This is a genomic window from Brachybacterium sp. ACRRE (genome assembly GCF_022346485.1).
Lineage (GTDB): Bacteria > Actinomycetota > Actinomycetes > Actinomycetales > Dermabacteraceae > Brachybacterium > Brachybacterium halotolerans.
Genome location: NZ_JAKRMO010000031.1, coordinates 26,618 through 46,857, shown reverse-complemented (window position 1 = coordinate 46,857; position 20,240 = coordinate 26,618). Strand labels below are relative to the sequence as shown.

Sequence of the window (20,240 nt, the reverse complement as noted above, 5' to 3'; positions counted from 1 at the left end):
AGCTAAGCCCTTCTGCGCCGATGGTACTGCACTCGGGAGGGTGTGGGAGAGTAGGACGCCGCCGGACATTCCTTGGTGAATGAGGGTTGTGGCTCGTCACGAGCAGCTCCCTGGACTCGAGCGATCGGGTTCGGGTGGAGCGCGGTGACGAGCCACAACCCTTTTCCGCGTCCATACCTCGTTCCGGGTGTTTCGGCGGTGAACGTTGCGGCCACGCACGCAGCGCAGGTGCAGTGGCCCGTCCTGGTATCAGCATCGGGTTCCGAGCGCTCGGGGTGCTGTGTCGCTCGATGCTGCGCCGTCGGTGTCGTGGTGAGGGGTTGGGTTTCCTTCAAGGGCGCCACGCCCGCGGCAGCGCTGCATCGGAATGGGGACGGGCTTGGGTCGCCTCCGAGGCGACGTGTACCACGCCGCCCACTCTTCGGCCCGTGGAGTCAGTCACCGCGGCCGGGAGAACTCTCGGTGCTGGTGCCGGCGTCACCTAACCTGTGAGCTCTAGGCAGTACTCATAGAGAACTTCGAGGGTGGAGAACGTGGCGGACGAGAGCACAGGCAGCCGATCGGGCGGCTCGCACGAAGATCGTGGACACTCCGGTCGCGCCCAGCATCAGGGCCGTCCTCCCCGCGGAGCCGGCCGTCCCCGCTCCGGCGGCCAGGACGACGCGCGGCGCTCGCAGCGCCGCGACGATCGCTCCGGCCAACGTCGGCAGGAGGATCGTCGAGGCCCCGCGCGCGAGTCCGACCGGCGCGGTGGGTATCGCGGTCAGCGCGATGATCGGCAGAGCGGCTCCTCCCGGAACAGTGATGAGCGCCGCGGCCCGCGTCGCGACGGCGACCAGCGATCCTTCCGTCGTGAGGGTGAAGGCTCCGCACAGCGCCGGGACGGCGATCGTCGGGGCTACGGCCGCGATGATGGCCGGCGGGGTCCTCGTGGGGACGGCTCGTCCTATGGTGCACGTCGTGATGGTGATCGGGGTCGTCCGCGCCGTGACGATGACCGGCGCGGTCCCCGCAGGGACGACGACAGGCGCAGTTTCCGGCGTGACGACACCCGGGGTGATGGCCGTCCTGACGGGAACCGTCGCCCGCGCCGGGACGATGATCGGCGAGGTCCCTGGAAGGACGATGACCGGCGTGGCCCGCGCAGGGACGATGATCGCCGCGGTCCCCGCTCCGATCGCGACCAGCGCGGCGCCGGGCGCTTCGGCGGTCCGCGGGATTCGTCCTCGCAGAGGCCGGGCGAGGCGCGCCGCAGCACCCGTCCGCCGGAGCCTCCTCTGGACGAAGCGATCACAGGTCGCGAGCTCGACCGGGACATCTCCGACGAGCTCCGCTCCCTCCGCAAGGAGACCGCGGAGCGCACGAGCCGCCACCTCGTCGCAGCCATCGCGGCTCTCGACGAGAACGACCTGCCTCTCGCGCTCGCCCATGCCCAGTTCGCCGCGAGCATCGGGGGACGCGTCGGCATCACCCGCGAGATCTACGGCATCGCCGCGTACCGCAGCGAGGAGTTCCGCACCGCGGCCCGGGAGTTCCGCACCGCGATGCGCATCTCCGGCCGCGTGGACCTGCTGCCCATGCTCGCCGACTGCGAGCGGGGTATCGGCCGTCCCGAGCGCGCCCTGGAGATCGCAGCCTCGGACGATGCGTCCACGCTCGACGTCTCCGGGACGATCGAGCTGATGATCGTCGTGGCCGGCGCCTACGCCGACACCGGCGACATCGAGACCGCCCTCGGGACCCTCGACATCCCCGCCCTGCGCAGCAAGGTCGACGGTCGCTGGCAGGTGCGGCTGTGGGTCGCCTATGCCGACCTGCTCGAGCGCGCGGGTCGCGGCGACGAGGCGCACCGCTGGCTCACGCTGGCCGCCGACGCGGACACCGACCACGAGACCGACGCCGCCGAGCGCCTGGGCCGTCCTGTGCCGGAGCCGGAGGTCGATGATCTGCCCTGGGGCGACTCCGAGGAGCTCAGCGTCCTCGACGCCTTCGAAGACTCCGACGAGTCGGACGACTCCGAGGAGCCCGAGGGGCCCGACGAGCAGGAGGACGCCGCATCCGGGAGCACCGACCTCGAGGAGGACGGACCGGAGCCCGAGGCGGATGCGCAGAGCGAGGCGGAAGAGCCCCGTGACGACGCTGCGGTGAGCGATCAGGCCGACGATCAGCAGGAGCGACAGGCATGAGCGCGCGCGGACACGACCTGAGCATGCTCGAGCGGTACGACGCCCTCCTCCTCGACCTCGACGGCACCCTCATGCACGGCTCGCGGCCCATCCCGCACGCCGCGGAGGCCGTGCGCACCGCGCGCGGTCGGGGCCTGAAGATCGGCTTCGTCACCAACAACGCCTCCCGCACCCCCGAGCAGGCCGTGGCGCACCTCGCCACGGTCGACGTCGAGGCGTCGCCCGAGGAGATCGCCTCCTCCCCGCAGATCGCGGTGCAGCTCCTCGCGGAGCACGCACCGGTCGGGTCCACCATCCTCGTGCTCGGCGCGGACGGACTGATGGAGGCCGTCGCCTCCGCGGGGTTCACCCCCGTGCGCGAGGACGGCGACGAGGTCGCGGCCGTCGTCCAGGGATTCTCTCCGGACCTCGGCTGGGCCCAGCTCGCCGAGGGCGGCTACGCCCTGCGCCGCGGGATCCCCTGGATCGCCACCAACACCGATGCGACCCTGCCCACCGAGCGCGGCATCGCCCCGGGCAACGGCGCGCTCGTGCAGGCTCTCGTGCACGCCACCGGTCGCACGCCGCTCGTGGCGGGCAAGCCCGAGCCGGCCATGTTCTCCCTCGCCGCGAAGGCGCTGGGAGCCCGGCGTCCGCTCGCCGTCGGCGATCGTCTCGACACCGACGTCGAGGGCGGCAACCGCGCCGGGATCGACACCCTCCTCGTGCTCACGGGAGTCGACAGCGTCGAGACCGCGCTGCGCGCCGAGCCCGTCCGTCGGCCGACGTGGATCCTGCCCGACCTCTCCTCGCTCACCGACCCCGCGCCCGAGGCCGTGGTCGACGGAGAGACCGCGCGCTGCGGAGCAGCCTCCGCACGGCTCGAGGGCGAGGACCTCGTCCTGACCGGACGCACGCAGTCCCCGCAGGCACTCACCGCGGGACTCGGGCTGCTCGCGGCGCGTCTGCCCGAGACCGCCCTCTCCGGCGCGGTGCGCATGCAGGACTCGTGACCGGGCGCGCAGGGCTCGTGACCGCGGACGGCGGAGGCCGACGGCTCGACGTGGCCCTGGCCGCCGCGGGCCTCGCCTCCTCCCGCACCCACGCCCGCCGGATCGTCGAGGAGGGCAGGGCCCGCGTCGACGGTCGCCCCGCGCGCAAGCCCTCCCTGGTCGTCGCCGCGGACGCCGTCCTCGAGGTGACCGGCGTGCCCGAGGGAGGGGAGTACGCCTCGCGGGCCGCCCACAAGCTCCTCGGTGCGCTCGACGCGGCGGGACTGGACCCCAGCGGTCTCGTCTGCCTGGACGCGGGCGCGTCCACCGGCGGGTTCACCGACGTCCTGCTGCGCCGCGGAGCACGCGAGGTGCGCGCGGTCGACATCGGCCACGACCAGCTGCACCCGCGCCTGCGCGAGGACCCGCGCGTCGCGGTGCACGAGGGCACCTCGATCCGCGGACTGGACCCCGCGGACGTCGGCGGACCGGCGCAGCTCGTCGTCGGCGACCTCTCCTTCATCTCCCTCGTCACCCTCATGGCGGACCTCGCCGCGCTCACCGTGCCCGGCGGCGACCTGCTGCTCATGGTGAAGCCCCAGTTCGAGGTCGGCCGCCGCAGGCTCCCGCGCTCCGGCGTGGTCGCGGACCCCGCCCTGCGCCGCGACGCCGTGCTCGGGGTGGTCGAGGAGGCCGATGCCCGTGGGCTCGAGCTGCGCGGGGTCGCCGAGAGCCCGCTGCCGGGGCAGGACGGGAACCACGAGTACTTCCTGCATCTGCATCGCGGCGACACCGCCCCGCGCGGAGCGGACGCGCCGGCAGAGGATCCGCGACCCGCCGGAGCGGCGCGCAGGATCCCGCGCGCCGCCTATGACATGATCGAGCAGGTGCTCCCGCGTACGCGCGCAGGCTCCCGCGCCGGGCGTCGGCGCGCTCAGGCCGCGGCGCACGTCACGGAGCATGACCTGGGCCCGCACCGGGCCGATGGACACAGGACCGAGCCGAGGACGAGGGAAGGGGACCGCCGAGCATGAGGCGCTTCCTGCTGTACGCGCACTCGGGGCGCGCCGCCGCCCTCGAGGCGCTGATGACCGTCCTGGCCGAGCTCGGCAACCGCGGCGTGCGCGCCGTCATCACCGACGAGCAGTACGACCAGATCCGCATGTCGCCCCCGGCGAGCCTGCCCGAGGGGCTCCTGGACATCCTCGACTCCGAGGAGGTCGACGTCGTCGACGCCGTCTCCGCGGCGGACCTCGTCGAGCTCGGCATCGTGCTCGGGGGCGACGGCACCATCCTGCGCGCCCTCGAGGTGGTGCGCGAGGCCGAGATCCCCGTGCACGGCGTGAACCTCGGCCACGTGGGCTTCCTCGCCGAGAGCGAGGTCGAGGAGCTCTCGACGACCGTGCGGCGCCTTCTGGACGGCGACTACGACATCGAGGAGCGTGCGACCCTCGACATCGTCATCCGCGGCCCCAAGGACCAGATCCTCCACACCGACTGGGCGCTGAACGACGCGAGCCTCGAGAAGGCCGACCGCCAGAAGATGATCTACGTGGTCATCGAGATCGACGGCCGCCCCGTCTCCTCCTTCGGCTGCGACGGTGTGCTGCTGACCAGCCCCACGGGCTCGACCGCCTACGGCTTCAGCGCCGGGGGCCCCATCATCTGGCCCGAGGTCGACGCCTTCCTCGTCGTCCCGCTCGCCGCCCACGCCCTGTTCTCGCGCCCCCTCGTGCTGGGGCGGTCCTCCGAGGCCGCGATCGAGCTCACCGTCGAGAACCGCGACGAGGGCGTGCTCACCCTCGACGGCCGCCGCACCATCGACATCACCCCCGGCATGCGCGTCGAGGGCCGGCTCTCCCCGCGCTCCGTGCGGCTCGTGCGCCTCACCACCACACCGTTCGCCGACCGCCTCGTGGAGAAGTTCCAGCTGCCGGTCGTGGGCTGGCGCGGACGCGTCGGCCGCGACGTCTGAGCGGGAGCCGCCGTGCTCTCCACCCTCCGCATCCGCCGCATCGGCGTGATCGACGACGCCACCCTCGAGTTCGGGCCCGGCTTCACCGCGCTGACCGGCGAGACCGGTGCCGGCAAGACCATGATCGTCACCGGCCTCTCGATGCTCCTGGGCGCGCGGCTCGACCGCGGCCGCGCGGGCACCGCCGGGACCGTCGACGGCACCCTCGTGCTCGCCGGACACGACGAGCTCGAGACGGCCCTGGACGAGCTCGGCGCCGAGGACGAGGACGGCGAGGTGCTCGTCGTCCGCCGCGTCACCAAGGACGGCCGCTCCCGCGCCCAGATCGGCGGGGTGCCGGTGCCGATCGGCACGCTCGCCCGGCTCGTCGGCTCCGCGGTCACCGTCCACGGCCAGGCCGACCAGGCCCGCCTGCGCGAGGCCGACCAGCAGCGCGAGGCCCTCGACCGCTTCGCCGGCGAGACCGTCGGCCCCCTGCTCCAGCGCCACCGCGAGCTCTGGGACCGCCAGCAGGAGCTGCGCGGGCGCGTCGAGGAGCTCGAGAGCCTCGTCGCCGAGCGCGATCGTCGGGGGGACCAGCTGCGCACGGCCCTCGAGCGCATCGAGGAGGTCGACCCGCAGGACGGTGAGGACGAGAGCCTGCGCGCCCAGCTCGAGAGGCTCAACCACGCCGTGGATCTCCGGGCCGCCGCCGAGCAGGCGTCCACGCTGCTGCTCGGGCAGGACGACGGCCCCGCGGTCGGCTCCCTCCTCGACCTCGCGATCGACCAGGTGCGCACCGCCTCCGGCACCGATCCCGAGCTCGAGGGCACCCTCGGCAGGCTCGAGAGCCTGCGCCTCGAGCTCTCCGACGCGGCCGCCGACCTCTCGCGCTACGCGGACGGCATCGACGCCTCGCCCGGCAGCGTCGAGCAGGCCAACGAGCGCCTGCACGAGGTGACCACGCTGGTGCGGGACCTCGGGCCCTCCCTCGGCGGTGCCGCGACCATCGGGGAGCTGCTCGAGAGCTCGCGCACCGCCGCCGCCGATCTCGACCGCTTCGACGGCGCCGAGACCGAGCTGTCCGCCGCCCGCGAGGAGATGACGGGCCTCGAGACCGCCCTCGACGAGGCCGCGGAGGCGCTCTCGGACGCCCGGCGCGAGGCCGCCTCGCGCCTCGCGCGCGCCGTCGAGTCCGAGCTCGTCCACCTCGAGATGCCCCAGGCGAGCCTCGAGGTCGAGGTCGCCCCGCACGCACCCCGTCCGCACGGCCGCGACCGCGTGGCGTTCCTGCTCGCGCCCCACCCCGGCGCCGACCACCTGCCCGTCGCGACCGCCGCGAGCGGCGGCGAGCTCTCGCGCGTCATGCTCGCCCTCGAGGTCGCGCTCGGCTCCTCCCGCGAGGACCGCACCGCCGCTCCCGTGTTCGTCTTCGACGAGATCGACGCGGGGATCGGCGGCCGCGCCGCCCTCGCCGTGGGCCAGCGCCTCCAGCGGCTCGCCGAGAACGCGCAGGTCATCGTCGTCACGCACCTCCCGCAGGTCGCCTCCCACGCCTCCACGCACCTGCAGATCGTCAAGCACAGCGAAGGCGGCGGAACGAGCTCCACCGTGCAGAGACTGGACCGCGAGGGCCGCATCCACGAGCTCGCCCGCATGCTCTCCGGCGAGACCAGCGAGCTCGCCCTCGCCCACGCCCGCGAGCTGCTCGACGACTCGGCGGACCCGTCGGCATCGGCGTCGACACCGGGGGAGGGGCGATGAGCACGACCATCGGCACCGTCCTGGGGACCGCGCGCATCGGCCGGCGCACGAAGGACCTCACCAAGCGCCTCGAGCCCGGCGACATCGCGGTCATCGACCATGAGGACATCGACCGCGTCGCCGCCGAGGCGCTCGTCGAGAAGGCGCCCGCGGCCGTCCTCAACGCCGCCCGCTCCACCTCCGGTCGCTACCCGAACGCCGGGCCGCAGATCCTCGTCGACCACGGCATTGCGCTCGTCGACGACTGCGGTCCCGAGCTGTTCGAGAAGGTCCGCGAGGGCGCCCGCCTCACCGTCGCCGACGGGGTCGTCCGCGAGGGCGGGAGCACGCTCGCGCGCGGCACCCGCCAGGACCCCGCCACGATCGCCGCCTCCCTCGAGGCCTCCCGCGAGGGCCTCTCCGAGCAGCTCGAGCTGTTCGCCCGCAACACCCTGGAGTACATGCTCCTGGAGAAGGACCTGCTGCTGGACGGCGTGGGCGCGCCCGAGGTGCGCACCGTCATGGACCGCCGCCCCGTGCTGATCGTCGTGCGCGGCTACCACTACAAGGAGGACCTCGCGACGCTCGGTCCGTTCCTGCGCGAGAACCGCCCCGTGGTGATCGGCGTCGACGGCGGCGCCGACGCGGTCCTCGAGGCCGGCTGGAAGCCCGACATGATCATCGGGGACATGGACTCCGTCTCCGACAGGGCGCTGGCATCGGGCGCCGAGCTCGTCGTCCACGCCTATCGCGACGGCCGCGCCCCGGGCATGGAGCGCCTGGCGGAGCTCGATCTCGCCGAGGACGCGGTCGTGTTCCCCGCCGCCGGCACCAGCGAGGACATCGCGATGCTCCTGGCCGACGAGAAGGGCGCGAGCGTGATCGTGGCCGTCGGCACCCACGGCACCCTCGAGGAGTTCCTGGACAAGGGCCGCGCCGGCATGAGCTCGACCTTCCTCACCCGGCTGCGCGTGGGCTCCAAGCTCGTGGACGCCAAGGGCGTGTCCCGGCTCTACCGCCAGCGGATCTCCACCCTCCAGCTCGTGCTGCTGGCCGTCGCCGGCCTGCTCGCCCTCTCCGTGGCCATGTGGGCCACGCCCGGCGGACAGGCGCTCTTCCAGATCCTCGGTGCACGATGGGACGACGCCATCTCATGGTTCACCTCCCTGTTCGCCACCCGACCCGCCACCGGAACCTAGGAGCCTCGGTCCGTGATCGACTTCCGCTACCACCTGGTCTCCCTGATCTCCGTGTTCCTCGCCCTCGCGGTGGGGATCGTGCTCGGGGCCGGACCGCTGCGCGAGAACCTGGGCTCCCAGCTCACCGGCCAGGTCGAGCAGCTGCGCACGGAGAAGGACGACCTGCGCACCGCCAACGATTCGCTGACCTCGCAGAACGACGAGCTCAGCGCGTTCATCTCGCAGACCTCGCCCGAGCTCGTCGCGGGCACTCTGAGCGGACGCAGCACCGCCGTGGTCTCCGACGACGACTCGGTGCGCAACCAGGTCAGCACCCTCGATTCCCTGCTGGACGAGGCCGGTGCGAGCACCCCGCTGAGCGTGCGCCTGGACAGCTCGCTGTGGGACCCCGATCAGGAGGACACCCGCACCAAGGCCCTCGATTCCCTGCGGGACGCGGACGGTGCGCTCGTGGCGGCGGCCGAGTCCGACACCGACTCCAGCTCCGGCGCGCTCTCCACGATCATCGGCCACCTGCTCGTGGACACCTCGATCGGGGCCGAGCAGCGCCAGAAGCTCTGGTCCGTGCTGACCGACGCCCGCCTCGTCGACGTCGACGGCAGCACCGACGCCCCCGTCGACTCCATGATCTTCGCGAGCGCCGCGCCCTCGGACCTCACCGTGGGCGGGGACGACGCCTCGGCCGCCGCCGAGCGCGCCCAGTTGCTGCTCGAGGCCCAGACCGGGCTGCTCGAGCGCATGGTCAGCGCGAAGATCCCCACGGTGGTCTCGGGCTCGACCCCCTCGAACGACGACAGCGCGGGCCTGCTGCGCACGGTGCGCGGGGACTCGCGCTTCGGCGACCTCTCCAGCGGTGACCGCCTGCAGGAGCCCGACGGGCCGACGATCGCCGTGCTCGCCCTCGCCGAGCAGGCGCGCGGCGAGCAGGGGAGCTACGGGACCGCCGCCGACGCCCAGGACCGCGTGCCGCAGGTCCCCGGCGGGACCGGCGGCGGGTCCGGGGATTCGTCAGGATCCGGCTCCGGTTCGGGATCCGGCGCGAGCGACGGAGGCGAGGGATGACCGGCTCGCGCGCGGACGCCGGCGAGCCCGGAGAGATCCCGACGGGTGCGACCCGAGCCGTCTCGGGAGCCCTGCGCCGCACGAACCACGCGGGACGGAGCGTGACCCTCGCCGAGGGCGTCGCCGTGGCCGGGGGAGCGGCGATCGTCCTCGCCGCGCGCGGCCTGCGCGCCGACGCGCTCGCCGTCGCCGCCGTCGGCGGACTGGGCCTCGCCGACGACGTCCTCGAGCCCTGGCTGCGCTCCCGCGGGATCACCCCGACCAAGGGGCTGCGCGGCCACCTCGGTGCCCTGCGCCGGGGACGCCTGACCACCGGCGCCGCGAAGGCCCTGGGGATCCCCGTGGTCTGCCTGCTCGATGCCGCCGCGGCCCGTGCCCGCACGTCGAGCGGCGTCGTCCCGCACACCGCCACGTCCACCGGCGCGGATGCCCTGCCCCCGGGAGCGGGCGACGTGGCCGCTGCCCTGGTCGACACGGGCGTCGCCGCGGGCGCCGCCAACCTCGCGAACCTCCTGGACCTGCGCCCCGGGCGAGCTCTCAAGGCCACCACGGCCTGCGCGCTCGTGCTCGCCGTCCCGCCCGCCCGCAGCCCTCGCGCGCAGGAGGGCAGGACCCTCGCCGTGATCGCCGCGCTCGCGGGGCTCGCCGCCCTGCCCGGAGACCTCGCCGAGCGCGGCATGCTCGGCGACACCGGCGCGAACGCCCTCGGCGCCCTCGTGGGCGCGGCCGCCGCACGCCGACTCCCTGCGGGGCCCCGTCTCCTCGTGCTCGGCGGCCTCGGCGCCCTCACCCTCGCGAGCGAGCGCGTGAGCTTCAGCGCCGTCATCGACGCGACGCCTGCGCTGCGCCGCCTCGACCGCTGGGGCCGGCGCGCAGCCGCTCCCGCGGGAGCCGGCGACGAAGGGAGCACTGGGTCATGAGCGCACCGTCCTCGACCGCACGCGTCATCGTGCGCGGGGCGACGGTGATCCTCGTGGTCACCCTCGTCGCGCGCATCGTCGGCTTCCTGCGGTACCTCGTCTTCGGCGCGAGCGTGGGCGCCGGGGACGTCGGCACCGCCTATTCGAGCGCGAACCTCGTCCCGAACCTGCTGTTCGAGGTCGCCGCCGGCGGCGCGCTCGCCGCGAGCGTGGTCCCGCTGGTGGCCGGCCTGGTCGAGAACGACGAGACCGGCGAGGGCAGGCGACGGGCCGACGGCATCATCTCCGCGATGCTGAGCTGGATGCTCCTGCTCACGATCCCGCTCGCCCTCCTCGTCGGCGTGCTCGCCGGCCCGATCGCCTCGCTCGTCCTCACCAGCGGCGACTCCGACGAGTCCGTCGTCGAGCTCGGCGCGTCGATGCTGCGGATCTTCGCGCTCCAGCTGCCGATGTACGGGGTGACCGTGGTGCTCGGCGCCTACCTCCAGGCCCGCAAGCGGTTCCTGTGGCCCGCCCTGGTGCCGCTGCTGTCCTCGCTCGTCGTGATCATCTCCTACCGCGTGTACGCGGCCGCGGTGCCCGCCGTGGCGACGGCCTCGACAATCTCCCCGTTCGCGCGGGGCGTGCTCGCCTGGGGCACCACCGCCGGGGTCGTGGTGATGGCGCTGTCGGTGCTCGTGCCGGCCGCTCGCGCCGGACTGCGCCTGCGCCCCACCCTGCGGATGCCCGCCGGCATGGGCAGCAGGGCGCTGCGGCTCGCGGGAGCCGGGCTCGGCGCCGTCGGCGCGCAGCAGCTCGCCCTCGCCCTCGTGCTGCTGCTGGCCATGCGCACGGGCGGCACCGGCACCCTGCCCGTGTTCCAGTACGGGCAGGCCATCTACCTGCTGCCCTACGCCGTGCTCGTGGTCCCGCTGATCACGAGCGTGTTCCCGCACCTGTCCGAGCAGCGCCTCGTCGGGGACCTGCGGGGCTTCGCCGTCACCGCCCGCGCATCCCTGCGCTCGGTCGTGGTGATCGGCACCGTGGGCGCGGCGACGCTGTTCGCCGCCGGCCCGGCCCTCGAGGCCTTCTTCCACCACATCGACCGCGCGGGCGCCGTGGGGGTCGGCGCGGTCGTCGCCGCCCTCTCCGTGGGCCTGCTGCCGTACGCGATCACCATGCAGTGCACCCGGGTGCTGTCCGCGGCGATGCGGGCGCGGGACGCGCTGCTCGTGGGCTCCGTCGGCTGGGTCGTGGGCGGGATCCTCATCGTGCTCGTGGCGGTGCTCTCGAACTCCGGCAGCGCGGCCGTGGCCGCGACCGCCTTCGCCTTCGCCCTGAGCGCCGGCATGTGGGTCTCGGGCATCACCGGCCTCGCCCGGGTCGCCGATCTCCTCGAGGGCGTCGAGGGCGGAGCGCCCCTGGTGCGCGTCGTGCCCATCGGGGCCGTGGTCTCCGTGGCCGCAGCCGTCCCGGGGCTGCTCCTGGGCCGGGCGATGGTCACGCAGGGCACCTCCGAGCTGCTGTGCGTGCTGATCGGCCTCCTCACCGGCGGCATCGGCATGGTCCTCGCCCTCGTCGCCATGACCCTCGCCGACCGCCGCACCGCGGCCTCGCTGCTCGCGCGCCTGCGCCGCGGGCGCACGGAGCAGGCGTGAGCTTCGTGCGGGAGGGCGAGCAGCCGACCGTCGGCCCCGCGCCCCGCGTGCTGATCGTCGAACCCGCCGCGAGCGGGGGACTGGCGGCCCACGTGCGGATGGAGCGCGCCGTGCTCTCGGAGGCAGGCGTCGAGCTGCCCGAGGCAGGCGTTCGGATCTCCTCGCGCCCCGCGCCGGCGGACGCCCGCACCGTGCGCACCCTTCGCGAGCGCATGCGCGGGTCCGGAGCCCGCACAGCGGTCGACGCGGTCCATGCGCACGGGCTGCGCGCCGGGGCGCTCGCCGCGCTCGCCCGCGGACCGCGCGGCCGCGGGCCCCGTCTGGTGGTGACGCTGCACAACCGCGTCGTCGGCCCGCGCCCGGTGCGCGCCATGGGGCGCCTGCTGCTGCGGGTCATCCGCTCGCGCGCCGACGCGGTCCTCACCGTGTCCCCGGACCTCGACCCGCTCGTGCACGGCGTCCCGGAGGTCGAGCACGCGATCATCCCCGCGGGACCCGGGAGCGGCGCGACCGCCGCGAGCGGAGCGACCGCCGCGGCGCCCGCGCGTCCCGCCCGGGACGCGCCGGACCTTCTCGAGGTGCTCGTCGTCGCCCGACTCGCTCCGCAGAAGGGGCTCGACGTGCTCCTGGACGCCCTGGGCCTCCTCGTCGCCGGGGCGGCCCCGGCGGATCCCGGACTGCGCGTGCGGATCGCGGGGGACGGTCCCCTGGAGCCGCATCTGCGCGCGTGCATCCGCGCCGAGCGCCTGCCCGTCGAGCTGCTCGGCCGTCGCGAGGACGTGCCCGACCTGCTCGCCGACTGCGACCTCGTGGTCTCCTCGGCGCTCTGGGAGGGGCAGCCGGTGTTCCTGCAGGAGGCCCTGCGCGCCGGCCGCGCGATCGTCGCGACCGACGCCGGCGGCACCCGCCTGGTCACGGGCGGGGCGGCGCGCCTGGTCCCCGTCGGGGATCCGGCCGCGCTCGCCCGGGCGATCACGTCCCTGCGCGGGACGGAGGCGCGGGAGACCGCGGAGCTCGCCTCCCTCGAGCGCTCCCGCGAGCTGAGCGGACCCGACGACCTGCTCGCACAGCTCACCCGGGCCCTGCGGCTCACCCTGCCCTGACGCCACCGTCCGTGGACGACGGCACCTCATCCGCATGGAACACCTCGCACATCCGCGGGTGTCGGGAGCGCCGAGGGGTCTTTCGATGCTAGGTTGAGACTCCGTGGCAGACAGCAGCGTGAACCCCCCGCGAACCCCGTCCGCATCGACCGCCCGCCCCGGCTCCGGCCCGGCAGCGAAGCCCTTCCGGAATCCCGGCACCACGAAGCACATCTTCGTCACCGGCGGCGTCGTCTCGAGCCTCGGCAAGGGGCTGACCGCCTCCTCGCTCGGGATGCTCCTGAAGAACCGCGGCCTGCGGGTGACCATGCAGAAGCTGGACCCGTACCTCAACGTGGACCCGGGCACCATGAACCCGTTCCAGCACGGCGAGGTCTTCGTGACCGAGGACGGCGCGGAGACGGACCTCGACATCGGCCACTACGAGCGGTTCCTCGACGAGAACCTCTCGGCCGACTCCAACGTGACCACCGGCCAGGTCTACTCCGGCGTCATCGCCAAGGAGCGCCGCGGCGAGTACCTCGGCGACACCGTCCAGGTCATCCCGCACATCACGAACGCCATCAAGGAGTCGATGCGCGCTCAGGCGAGCGACGAGGTCGACGTCGTCATCACCGAGATCGGCGGCACGGTCGGCGACATCGAGTCCCAGCCGTTCCTCGAGGCCGCCCGGCAGGTCCGCCAGGACGTGGGCCGCGACAACGTCTTCTTCGTGCACGTCTCCCTGGTGCCCTTCATCGGCCCCAGTCAGGAGCTCAAGACCAAGCCCACGCAGCACTCGATCGCGGCCCTGCGCTCGATCGGCATCCAGCCCGATGCCATCGTGCTGCGCGCCGACCGCGCCCTGCCCGCTTCGGTGAAGGCGAAGATCGCCTCCATGTGCGACGTCGACCTCGACGCCGTCGTCACCTGCCCGGACGCGCCCTCGATCTACGACATCCCGCACGTGCTGCACGACGAGGGCCTGGACGCCTACGCGATCCGTCGCCTCGACCTCCTCAGCCACGACGTCGACTGGTCGCTGTGGGACGGCCTGCTCGAGCGGGTGCACCACCCCGAGTACGAGGTCACCGTGGGCCTCGTCGGCAAGTACATCGACCTCCCGGACGCCTACCTCTCGGTCACCGAGGCGCTGCGCGCCGGAGGCTTCCACCACGACGCCCGCGTGAAGATCTCCTGGGTCGAGTCCGACGCCTGCTCCACCGCCGAGGGCGCCCAGGCGGCCCTCAAGGACGTCGACGCGATCGTGGTGCCCGGCGGCTTCGGCATCCGCGGCGTCGACGGGAAGGTCGGCGCCCTCCGCTTCGCCCGCGAGAAGGGCATCCCCGCCCTCGGCCTGTGCCTGGGCATGCAGTGCATGGTCATCGAGTACGCCCGCACCGAGCTGGGCTGGGCCGATGCGCAGTCCACCGAGTTCGAGGCCGACACGGCGCACCCCGTGATCGCGACCATGGCCGAGCAGGCAGACATCGTCTCCGGCGAGGGCGACCTGGGCGGCACCATGCGCCTGGGCGCCTACGACCACGAGCTCACCCCCGGCAGCCTCGCCGCCCGCACCTACGGGACCACCAAGGTCTCCGAGCGCCACCGGCACCGCTACGAGGTGAACAACGCCTACCGCAAGGACCTCGAGACGGCGGGCCTGGTGATCTCCGGCGTCTCCGCGGACCGCTCCCTCGTCGAGTTCGTCGAGCTGCCCGCGGACGTGCATCCGTACTACATCGGCACCCAGGCGCACCCCGAGCTGAAATCGCGTCCCACCAGGTCCCATCCGCTGTTCGCGGGCCTGATCGGCGCCGCCGTCGACCTGCAGAAGGCCACCCGCCTCCTCGAGGTCCCCGCCGAGCGCGGGGCCGACGAGTCCGGCGAGACGGCATCCGGCGCGGACCCCGCCGGGCAGTCCGACGGGACCGACGAGGCCGGGGAGTGACGGGCATGCTCCGGGACGAGGACGGCGCACGCCCGGTCCTCTCCCGGAGCACAGCCTTCCGCGGCGCGATCTGGGACGTCGTGCGGGACGAGGTCGATTTCGCGCCCGGCGTCCGCTTCACCCGCGAGTACATCGCCCACACGGGCGCCGCCGCCGTGCTCGCTCTCGACGACGCGGACGCGAGCGACGTCCGCGATGCTCGGGTGCTGCTCATCCGCCAGTACCGCCATCCCGCGGGACGCACCTTCTGGGAGCTGCCCGCCGGCCTCCTCGACCACGAGGGCGAGGACCCGATGCAGGCCGCGGGGCGCGAGCTCACCGAGGAGACGGGCCACCGCGCCGAGCACCTGCGGCACCTGCTGGACATCCATCCATCGGCCGGCAGCTCGGCCGAACGGATCCGGATCTTCCTCGCGACCGGCATCAGCGAGGCCGCCACGGACTTCGTGCGCGAGGACGAGGAATCGGAGATCGAGCAGCGCTGGGTGCGCCTGGGCGAGGTGCTCGACGCGATCCGCGACGACCGCCTGACGAACGCGACCCTCGTGGCCGCGGTGCTCGCGGTCGCGGCCTTCGGGGCCTGAGACAGGCCGGCCCGTCGCGGTCGCGCGACGGGCATCGACCGAGGATGCCGGGGTCTACTCGGCGGACCGCGCGGTGGGCGCGTCCGACGGCCCGGACGCGACGGGCGCGGCGGCGAGGACCGGGGCGACGATCTCCGCCTGCCAGTCCCTGGCGCCGAGCCCGGTGAGCTCGGCGCGGATCTCCTCCGCGGCGCCGGGCGCCTCGTGCTCCCAGACCCACTGGCGCAGCAGGCCCGGGGTCAGCAGATTCTCCGAGGGCACGTGCAGCTGCTCGGCGCGCTCGGCCACGGCCTCGCGGATCGGCAGGTAGCGCTCCCACACCTCGGGCCACTTCTTGGACCAGAGCTTGTGGGGCGGCGGATAGCTGGGCTCCGAGCGCGAGGGCAGGTGCGCCTCCGGGAGGTTCACGCCCGCGCGCGCCGCCTGCCACCAGGTCTCCTTGCCGTGCAGGGGCTTGGGCAGAGCCGCGAGGAAGGCCGCGTGCGAGGCGGTCGAGACCTTCGCGGCGTCCACGATCGCGCGGTCCTTGATCACGCGGTGCGGGGAGAGGTCCTGCTCGCGGGCGATCTGGTCGCGCCGCTCCCACATGGCACGGGCGGCCGCGAGCTGGCGCGGGGTGCGCAGGGCGCCCAGCCCGTGCAGCTTCCGCCACGGCTCCGCGCGCGCGGCGGGCAGCGGGTGGGCGACCTCGTGCGCGAACTCCTCGCGCGCCCAGCGGGTCTTGTCCGTCTCCTCGAGGCGGGCGGCGAGGATGTCGCGCACCTCGACGAGCACCTCGACGTCCAGAGCCGCGTACACGAGCCACGGCTCGGGCAGCGGGCGCTTGGACCAGTCCGCGGCGGAGTGCTCCTTGGCCAGGCGCAGGTGCACCGTGTCCTCGACGACCGCGCCGAGACCCACGCGGGGCATGCCCAGGAGTCTCGCCGCGAGCTCGGTGTCGAACAGCGTCGCGGGGTGCAGGCCCAGCTCGCCCAGGCTCGGGAGGTCCTGGGTGGCGGCGTGCAGCACCCACTCGCGGGAGTTCATGAGCTCCACGAAGCTCGTGGGAAGGGTGAAGGCCGTGGGATCGATGAGGGCCGTGCCCGCGGTCTCGGTGCGGATCTGCACGAGATAGGCCTTGGCGCTGTAGCGGTAGGAGGAGGCCCGCTCGGCGTCGACCGCGATCGGCTCCTCGGGTGTGCCCGCGGCGCGCTCGCACCACTCCAGCAGCGGCTGGATGCGATCGATCACGGGCACCAGGCCGTCGCGCGGGGCGCCCAGAGGCGTCGGCTCGATCGCAGGGGAATCGGCGCCGGGCTCGTCGCTGCCGGTCGTGCCAGCGGCGGTCGTGTCCGAGGTCGACGCCCGTGCGGCGCGCGTCGTGCTCGTGCTCTCCGCCGATGCGCCGTCCTCGGTGCGTCGGGCGCGGGCTGCGGAGCGGTTGCGGGTCCTCATCGGGTCAGTCCTCCCCGTTCGCCGAGCCGTGCCGGGGGCGGGCCCGATGGGAGGGGACGAGCGGCGCGACCTGGGCGGGAGCGGGCGGAAGGCCGCCGGCCGCCGCGAGCATCGCCGTCCAGGCGGCGAAGTGCGGGGCCAGGTCGGAGCTCGTCGGCGTCCAGGACACGCGCATCTCGACGTCGACGGTCGAGGGGCGCCCGGCGAGCGCGCCGTAGCTCTGGGACACCACGCGGGTGGCGGTGCACCCGAGCTCGCGGGACTCGGCGTCGAACAGCTCGAGGGACTCGGTGACCCACGACCAGGCCACGTCGCCGAGCATCGCCTCGATCGCGAACTCGGGCTCGAGCTGGGCCTGGACGAGGACCACCATCCGGTACTCGCCCTTCCACGCCTCCTCGCCCGCGGGATCGTGCAGGACGACCAGGCGGCCGCTCGCGACCTCCTCGTCGTGCAGGATCACCTCGCCGTTGGCCGCCCACGTGTGCGGGGCCATCCTGCCGGGAGCGGGGATCGAGGTCCAGTGGACCTCGGGGCGCAGGGGCGCACGGGTCATCTCCTCGATCGCCGTGCTGAAGGCGCGGGCGGCGGCGGGGAACTGGTGGACGGGCACGGCCGCGAGCCTAGCCCGCGACCCGTCACCGCCGACCGAGGCGCGCCGTCGACCCGCCGAGGACCTCCGCAGGTTCCTCCGAGAAGGCCTCAGCCCTCGTGGACGAGGCTCAGGGAGTTGATGCAGTAGCGCTGATCGGTGGGGGTCGCGAAGCCCTCGCCCTCGAAGACGTGGCCCAGGTGGGAGCCGCAGTTCGCGCAGCGCACCTCGGTGCGGACCATTCCCAGCGAGGCGTCCTCGAGCAGCTCCACGGCGTCGTTGTCCTGCGGGGCCCAGAAGGCGGGCCAGCCGCAGTGCGCGTCGAACTGCTCGTCGGCGCGGAACAGGACCGCTCCGCACGCCCGGCACGCGTAGGTCCCCGCCGGACGGACCTCCTCGTACTCCCCGCTGAACGGGCGCTCGGTGCCCGCCTGGCGCAGCACCTGGTACTCCTCCGGCGAGAGCCTCTCCCGCCACGCGGCGTCGTCCAGCTGGATGGCGTAGTCGCCGCTTCCGATGGGCTTGGTGCTCATGGCTCATACCTCCGGGTTCGGGTGCCGACGGGCGGGGCGGGGATCGCCTCGCACCCGCAGCGTCACCTGCGATCCTACGGCGGACGTAGACTGCGCGTCATGATGCGCCTCACCTCCCTCGGCTCCCGCGACACCCGCCCCGAGGAGGCGCCCGACGGGCACGATGCCGCCCGTGAGCTGGGACGATGGGGTCGCGCGCTCGCCATCGGCGGCGTCGGCGCACTCGGGACGTTCGCCCTCAGCGCAGGGGCGCTCGCGGCGGGAGCGAGGCTGCTCGCGCGGGTCCCGCTCACCCCGCAGATGTCCCAGCGCGGGAAGCTCGACCAGGTGGTGCGCGCCGCGTATCCGGACCGCGTCCACCTCGACCGGACGGCGGAGTCCGTCCGGGGAGGCGTGATCGCCCTGCGCCGCTCCGGCGGGGCCGTCCACGTGCGCCTCGGCCCGGTCGACGGCGAGCCGACGCCCACCACCGTGTCCCGACCGATCCTCGCCCGCGACACCGACGAGCCGATCGGGATCGGACCCGTCGGCCTCGACGGGTTCTTCTGGCCCGGCACGCCCGAGACATCGCTGGGCCTGCCCACCCGGGAGGTCGAGGTCTCCTCGCCCGTCGGCCCCATGCCGGCATGGTTGGTGCCGGGGCGCTCCGGCGCGCCAGAGGAGGACCGTGCCGATGCCGGTGCCGATGCCGGTGCCGGCGCAGCGGGGCCGACGGGGGACACCTGGGCCGTGCTCACGCACGGCCACGGCGCCACGCGCGGGGAGACCCTGCGCGCGATGTCCCTGCTGCACGAGCTGGGCCTGACCTGCCTCGCCCTGACCTACCGCAACGACCTCGGATCTCCCGCATCGGCCGATCGGATGCACCATCTGGGCCTGGACGAATGGGAGGACACCGAGGCGGGCATCGAGTACGCCCTCGCCCACGGCGCCCACCGGATCGTGCTGATGGGCTGGTCGATGGGCGGCGGCATCACCCTGCGCACCTCCGTGCGCACCGCGCACCCCGAGGCGATCGCCGGGCTCGTCCTGGACTCGCCGGCCGTGGACTGGCAGGACATCCTCACGTACCACGCGACCGCGCTGCGCGCCCCCGCGCCCATGCGGCGCCTGGCCCTGTGGATGATGACGAGTCCGCTCGGGGCGCGGCTGGTGCGCCTGCACGAGCCGCTCGCGCTCGCCGAGATGCGCGCCGAGCACTATGCGCAGCACCTGCGCCACCGCACCCTGCTCGTGCACGCCCTCGAGGACACGACGGTGCCGCCCGCGCCGAGCGCGCGCCTGGCCGCGCTGCGCCCCGACCTCGTGCGGTTCGTGCCCTTCGCCGGCGCGAGCCACACCCGCGAGTGGAACCGCGATCCCGCGCAGTACGAGCGGCTTCTCGCGGAGCACCTCGTGGACCTCCTGGACCTGGACGTCGACGTCGAGGCCATGCACCTGCCCGTGCGCGACCCCGCGGCCGCGCCACTCGAGGGGTCGATCGGCGCCCGGGTGTGATCCGTGCGCGCGGAGTCGGCTCCCGAGCCGGGGACGGCCCTCGCGCTCGGGCCGAACCTCTCGCTCAGGCCCTGCCGTGCACGTAGCGGGAGAGCGTCGCGTGCGCGCCGACCGTGAGGGAGCCCAGCTCCCACTCGCCCTCCGCTTCGACGCCGCGCATCACCCGGGAGGCGTCCCCTCCGACGCTCCGATGGGTCACCGAGAAGCACAGCTCGTCGAGCGCGCCGGAGCCGGCGAAGCGCGCGAGAGCGCTCGGGCCGCCCTCGAGCTGGATCCCGCGGTACCCGAGGTCGGCGAGAGCGCGCCGGATGCCCTCCGGGTCCTCCGCGAGGACCAGCCGGTCCTCCGGGAGACCGCTCACGGCGAGTGCATGCTCGCCGTGCGCGGCGTCGGTCACGAGGTACGTCGGCCACGCGGGGTCGATGCTCGCGGGCAGCCGACCGGACTGCGACATGATCGCCAGGGCCGGGCGCTCGCCGCCGGCCGGCCGCAGCGACGGTGCCAGCAGGTCCGAGCGGCCCTGGGGACGGCGGTAGTCCTCGACGCGCACGGTCTCCGCGCCCACGAGCACCACGTCGGCGAGGGCCCGCAGCACGCCGAAGGCGAAGGAGTCGGTGGGGTTGCGCAGGGGACCGCTGGTGCCGTCGGCCCCGGTGATCGCGCCGTCGATCGTCGTGTTCATCATCGCCCGCACCCACGTGCGGTCCGCGGGGAGCGCGTAGACCTCGGCGAGAGCCCGTGCCCCGGCGGCGTCCTCGGTGATCTCGCGCGGCGCGACCAGCGCGCGCCCGTCGTCCCACAGCAGCTGCATGGCGTCGATCCTCTCGTCGTGCGGGCCCTCCCTGCTCCCCGGATCATCCCGCACCCGGGACGCTCCCGCGAGTCGGAACGCGCC

17 protein-coding genes are annotated in these 20,240 nt (G+C 74.1%); 13 read left to right on the top strand and 4 right to left on the bottom strand.

Features of this window, described 5'->3' with window-relative positions; all coding sequences use genetic code 11:
* Positions 1-1,544 precede the first annotated feature (1,544 nt).
* From MHY49_RS10605 to MHY49_RS10550, 12 genes are all read left to right on the top strand, one after another.
* A complete protein-coding gene (locus tag MHY49_RS10605) occupies positions 1,545-2,186 on the top strand; it encodes a hypothetical protein (protein ID WP_239203948.1) in 642 nt (213 codons plus the stop codon).
* Positions 2,183-3,178: an HAD-IIA family hydrolase gene (locus MHY49_RS10600; protein ID WP_239203947.1), complete on the top strand. Its 996-nt coding sequence runs from the start codon at positions 2,183-2,185 to the stop codon at positions 3,176-3,178. The genes MHY49_RS10605 and MHY49_RS10600 overlap by 4 nt, the downstream gene beginning before the upstream one ends.
* Positions 3,175-4,191: a TlyA family RNA methyltransferase gene (locus MHY49_RS10595; RefSeq protein WP_370646105.1), complete on the top strand. Its 1,017-nt coding sequence runs from the start codon at positions 3,175-3,177 to the stop codon at positions 4,189-4,191. The genes MHY49_RS10600 and MHY49_RS10595 overlap by 4 nt, the downstream gene beginning before the upstream one ends.
* On the top strand, positions 4,188-5,132 hold the full coding sequence (locus MHY49_RS10590; RefSeq protein WP_228358629.1) for an NAD kinase: 945 nt from the start codon (positions 4,188-4,190) through the stop codon (positions 5,130-5,132). The genes MHY49_RS10595 and MHY49_RS10590 overlap by 4 nt, the downstream gene beginning before the upstream one ends.
* Before the next feature lie 12 nt (positions 5,133-5,144).
* Positions 5,145-6,875 carry a DNA repair protein RecN gene (recN, locus tag MHY49_RS10585; RefSeq protein ID WP_239203946.1) on the top strand — a complete coding sequence of 577 codons (1,731 nt, stop codon included), beginning with the start codon at positions 5,145-5,147 and terminating at the stop codon, positions 6,873-6,875.
* Complete coding sequence (gene steA / locus MHY49_RS10580) at positions 6,872-8,053, top strand: putative cytokinetic ring protein SteA (protein WP_239203945.1); 1,182 nt, start codon at positions 6,872-6,874, stop codon at positions 8,051-8,053. Before recN ends, steA begins: the two co-directional genes overlap by 4 nt.
* A 12-nt stretch (positions 8,054-8,065) precedes the next feature.
* The gene (locus MHY49_RS10575; RefSeq protein WP_239203944.1) at positions 8,066-9,115 is read left to right on the top strand and encodes a copper transporter; all 1,050 of its coding nucleotides are present in this window, start codon (positions 8,066-8,068) and stop codon (positions 9,113-9,115) included.
* Positions 9,112-10,035: a hypothetical protein gene (locus MHY49_RS10570; RefSeq protein WP_239203943.1), complete on the top strand. Its 924-nt coding sequence runs from the start codon at positions 9,112-9,114 to the stop codon at positions 10,033-10,035. The genes MHY49_RS10575 and MHY49_RS10570 overlap by 4 nt, the downstream gene beginning before the upstream one ends.
* Positions 10,032-11,672, top strand: a complete 1,641-nt coding sequence (murJ, locus tag MHY49_RS10565; protein WP_239203942.1) for a murein biosynthesis integral membrane protein MurJ — start codon at positions 10,032-10,034, stop codon at positions 11,670-11,672. Before MHY49_RS10570 ends, murJ begins: the two co-directional genes overlap by 4 nt.
* Positions 11,669-12,775 (top strand): glycosyltransferase family 4 protein, encoded by a 1,107-nt coding sequence (locus tag MHY49_RS10560; protein ID WP_239203941.1) that lies wholly within the window; start codon positions 11,669-11,671, stop codon positions 12,773-12,775. The genes murJ and MHY49_RS10560 overlap by 4 nt, the downstream gene beginning before the upstream one ends.
* 211 nt (positions 12,776-12,986) lie before the next feature.
* Entirely contained in the window at positions 12,987-14,705 is a 1,719-nt protein-coding gene (locus MHY49_RS10555) for a CTP synthase (RefSeq protein ID WP_239203951.1), read from the top strand.
* A gap of 5 nt (positions 14,706-14,710) precedes the next feature.
* Positions 14,711-15,289, top strand: a complete 579-nt coding sequence (locus MHY49_RS10550) for an NUDIX domain-containing protein (protein WP_239203940.1) — start codon at positions 14,711-14,713, stop codon at positions 15,287-15,289.
* 54 nt (positions 15,290-15,343) lie between these two features.
* On the opposite strand, the gene MHY49_RS10545 is transcribed toward MHY49_RS10550, so the two are convergent.
* From MHY49_RS10545 to msrB, 3 genes are all read right to left on the bottom strand, one after another.
* Positions 15,344-16,723: an HRDC domain-containing protein gene (locus MHY49_RS10545; protein ID WP_239203939.1), complete on the bottom strand. Its 1,380-nt coding sequence runs from the start codon at positions 16,721-16,723 to the stop codon at positions 15,344-15,346.
* A 4-nt stretch (positions 16,724-16,727) separates the two neighbouring features.
* Positions 16,728-17,336, bottom strand: coding sequence for a DUF3000 domain-containing protein (locus tag MHY49_RS10540; protein ID WP_200500505.1), 609 nt, complete (start codon positions 17,334-17,336; stop codon positions 16,728-16,730).
* 89 nt (positions 17,337-17,425) lie between these two features.
* Positions 17,426-17,848, bottom strand: a complete 423-nt coding sequence (gene msrB, locus MHY49_RS10535) for a peptide-methionine (R)-S-oxide reductase MsrB (protein WP_228358621.1) — start codon at positions 17,846-17,848, stop codon at positions 17,426-17,428.
* 99 nt (positions 17,849-17,947) lie between these two features.
* Here msrB and MHY49_RS10530 point away from each other — a divergent pair, with 99 nt between their 5' ends.
* Complete coding sequence (locus MHY49_RS10530; RefSeq protein WP_239203938.1) at positions 17,948-19,345, top strand: S9 family peptidase; 1,398 nt, start codon at positions 17,948-17,950, stop codon at positions 19,343-19,345.
* 64 nt (positions 19,346-19,409) lie between these two features.
* Here MHY49_RS10530 and MHY49_RS10525 read toward each other — a convergent pair whose 3' ends face one another.
* Positions 19,410-20,156, bottom strand: a complete 747-nt coding sequence (locus tag MHY49_RS10525; protein WP_239203937.1) for a dihydrofolate reductase family protein — start codon at positions 20,154-20,156, stop codon at positions 19,410-19,412.
* Between the last annotated feature and the right edge of the window lie 84 nt (positions 20,157-20,240).

What these genes read in the sequence shown, in the direction of transcription:
- MHY49_RS10605 (WP_239203948.1), top strand. Translation starts at nt 1,545, where the DNA reads ATGCGCATCTCCGGCCGCGTGGACCTGCTGCCCATGCTCGCCGACTGC.
- MHY49_RS10600 (WP_239203947.1), top strand. Translation starts at nt 2,183, where the DNA reads ATGAGCGCGCGCGGACACGACCTGAGCATGCTCGAGCGGTACGACGCC.
- MHY49_RS10590 (WP_228358629.1), top strand. Translation starts at nt 4,188, where the DNA reads ATGAGGCGCTTCCTGCTGTACGCGCACTCGGGGCGCGCCGCCGCCCTC.
- steA (WP_239203945.1), top strand. Translation starts at nt 6,872, where the DNA reads ATGAGCACGACCATCGGCACCGTCCTGGGGACCGCGCGCATCGGCCGG.
- MHY49_RS10570 (WP_239203943.1), top strand. Translation starts at nt 9,112, where the DNA reads ATGACCGGCTCGCGCGCGGACGCCGGCGAGCCCGGAGAGATCCCGACG.
- murJ (WP_239203942.1), top strand. Translation starts at nt 10,032, where the DNA reads ATGAGCGCACCGTCCTCGACCGCACGCGTCATCGTGCGCGGGGCGACG.
- MHY49_RS10550 (WP_239203940.1), top strand. Translation starts at nt 14,711, where the DNA reads ATGCTCCGGGACGAGGACGGCGCACGCCCGGTCCTCTCCCGGAGCACA.
- MHY49_RS10545 (WP_239203939.1), bottom strand. Translation starts at nt 16,723, where the DNA reads ATGAGGACCCGCAACCGCTCCGCAGCCCGCGCCCGACGCACCGAGGAC.
- msrB (WP_228358621.1), bottom strand. Translation starts at nt 17,848, where the DNA reads ATGAGCACCAAGCCCATCGGAAGCGGCGACTACGCCATCCAGCTGGAC.
- MHY49_RS10530 (WP_239203938.1), top strand. Translation starts at nt 17,948, where the DNA reads ATGATGCGCCTCACCTCCCTCGGCTCCCGCGACACCCGCCCCGAGGAG.
- MHY49_RS10525 (WP_239203937.1), bottom strand. Translation starts at nt 20,156, where the DNA reads ATGCAGCTGCTGTGGGACGACGGGCGCGCGCTGGTCGCGCCGCGCGAG.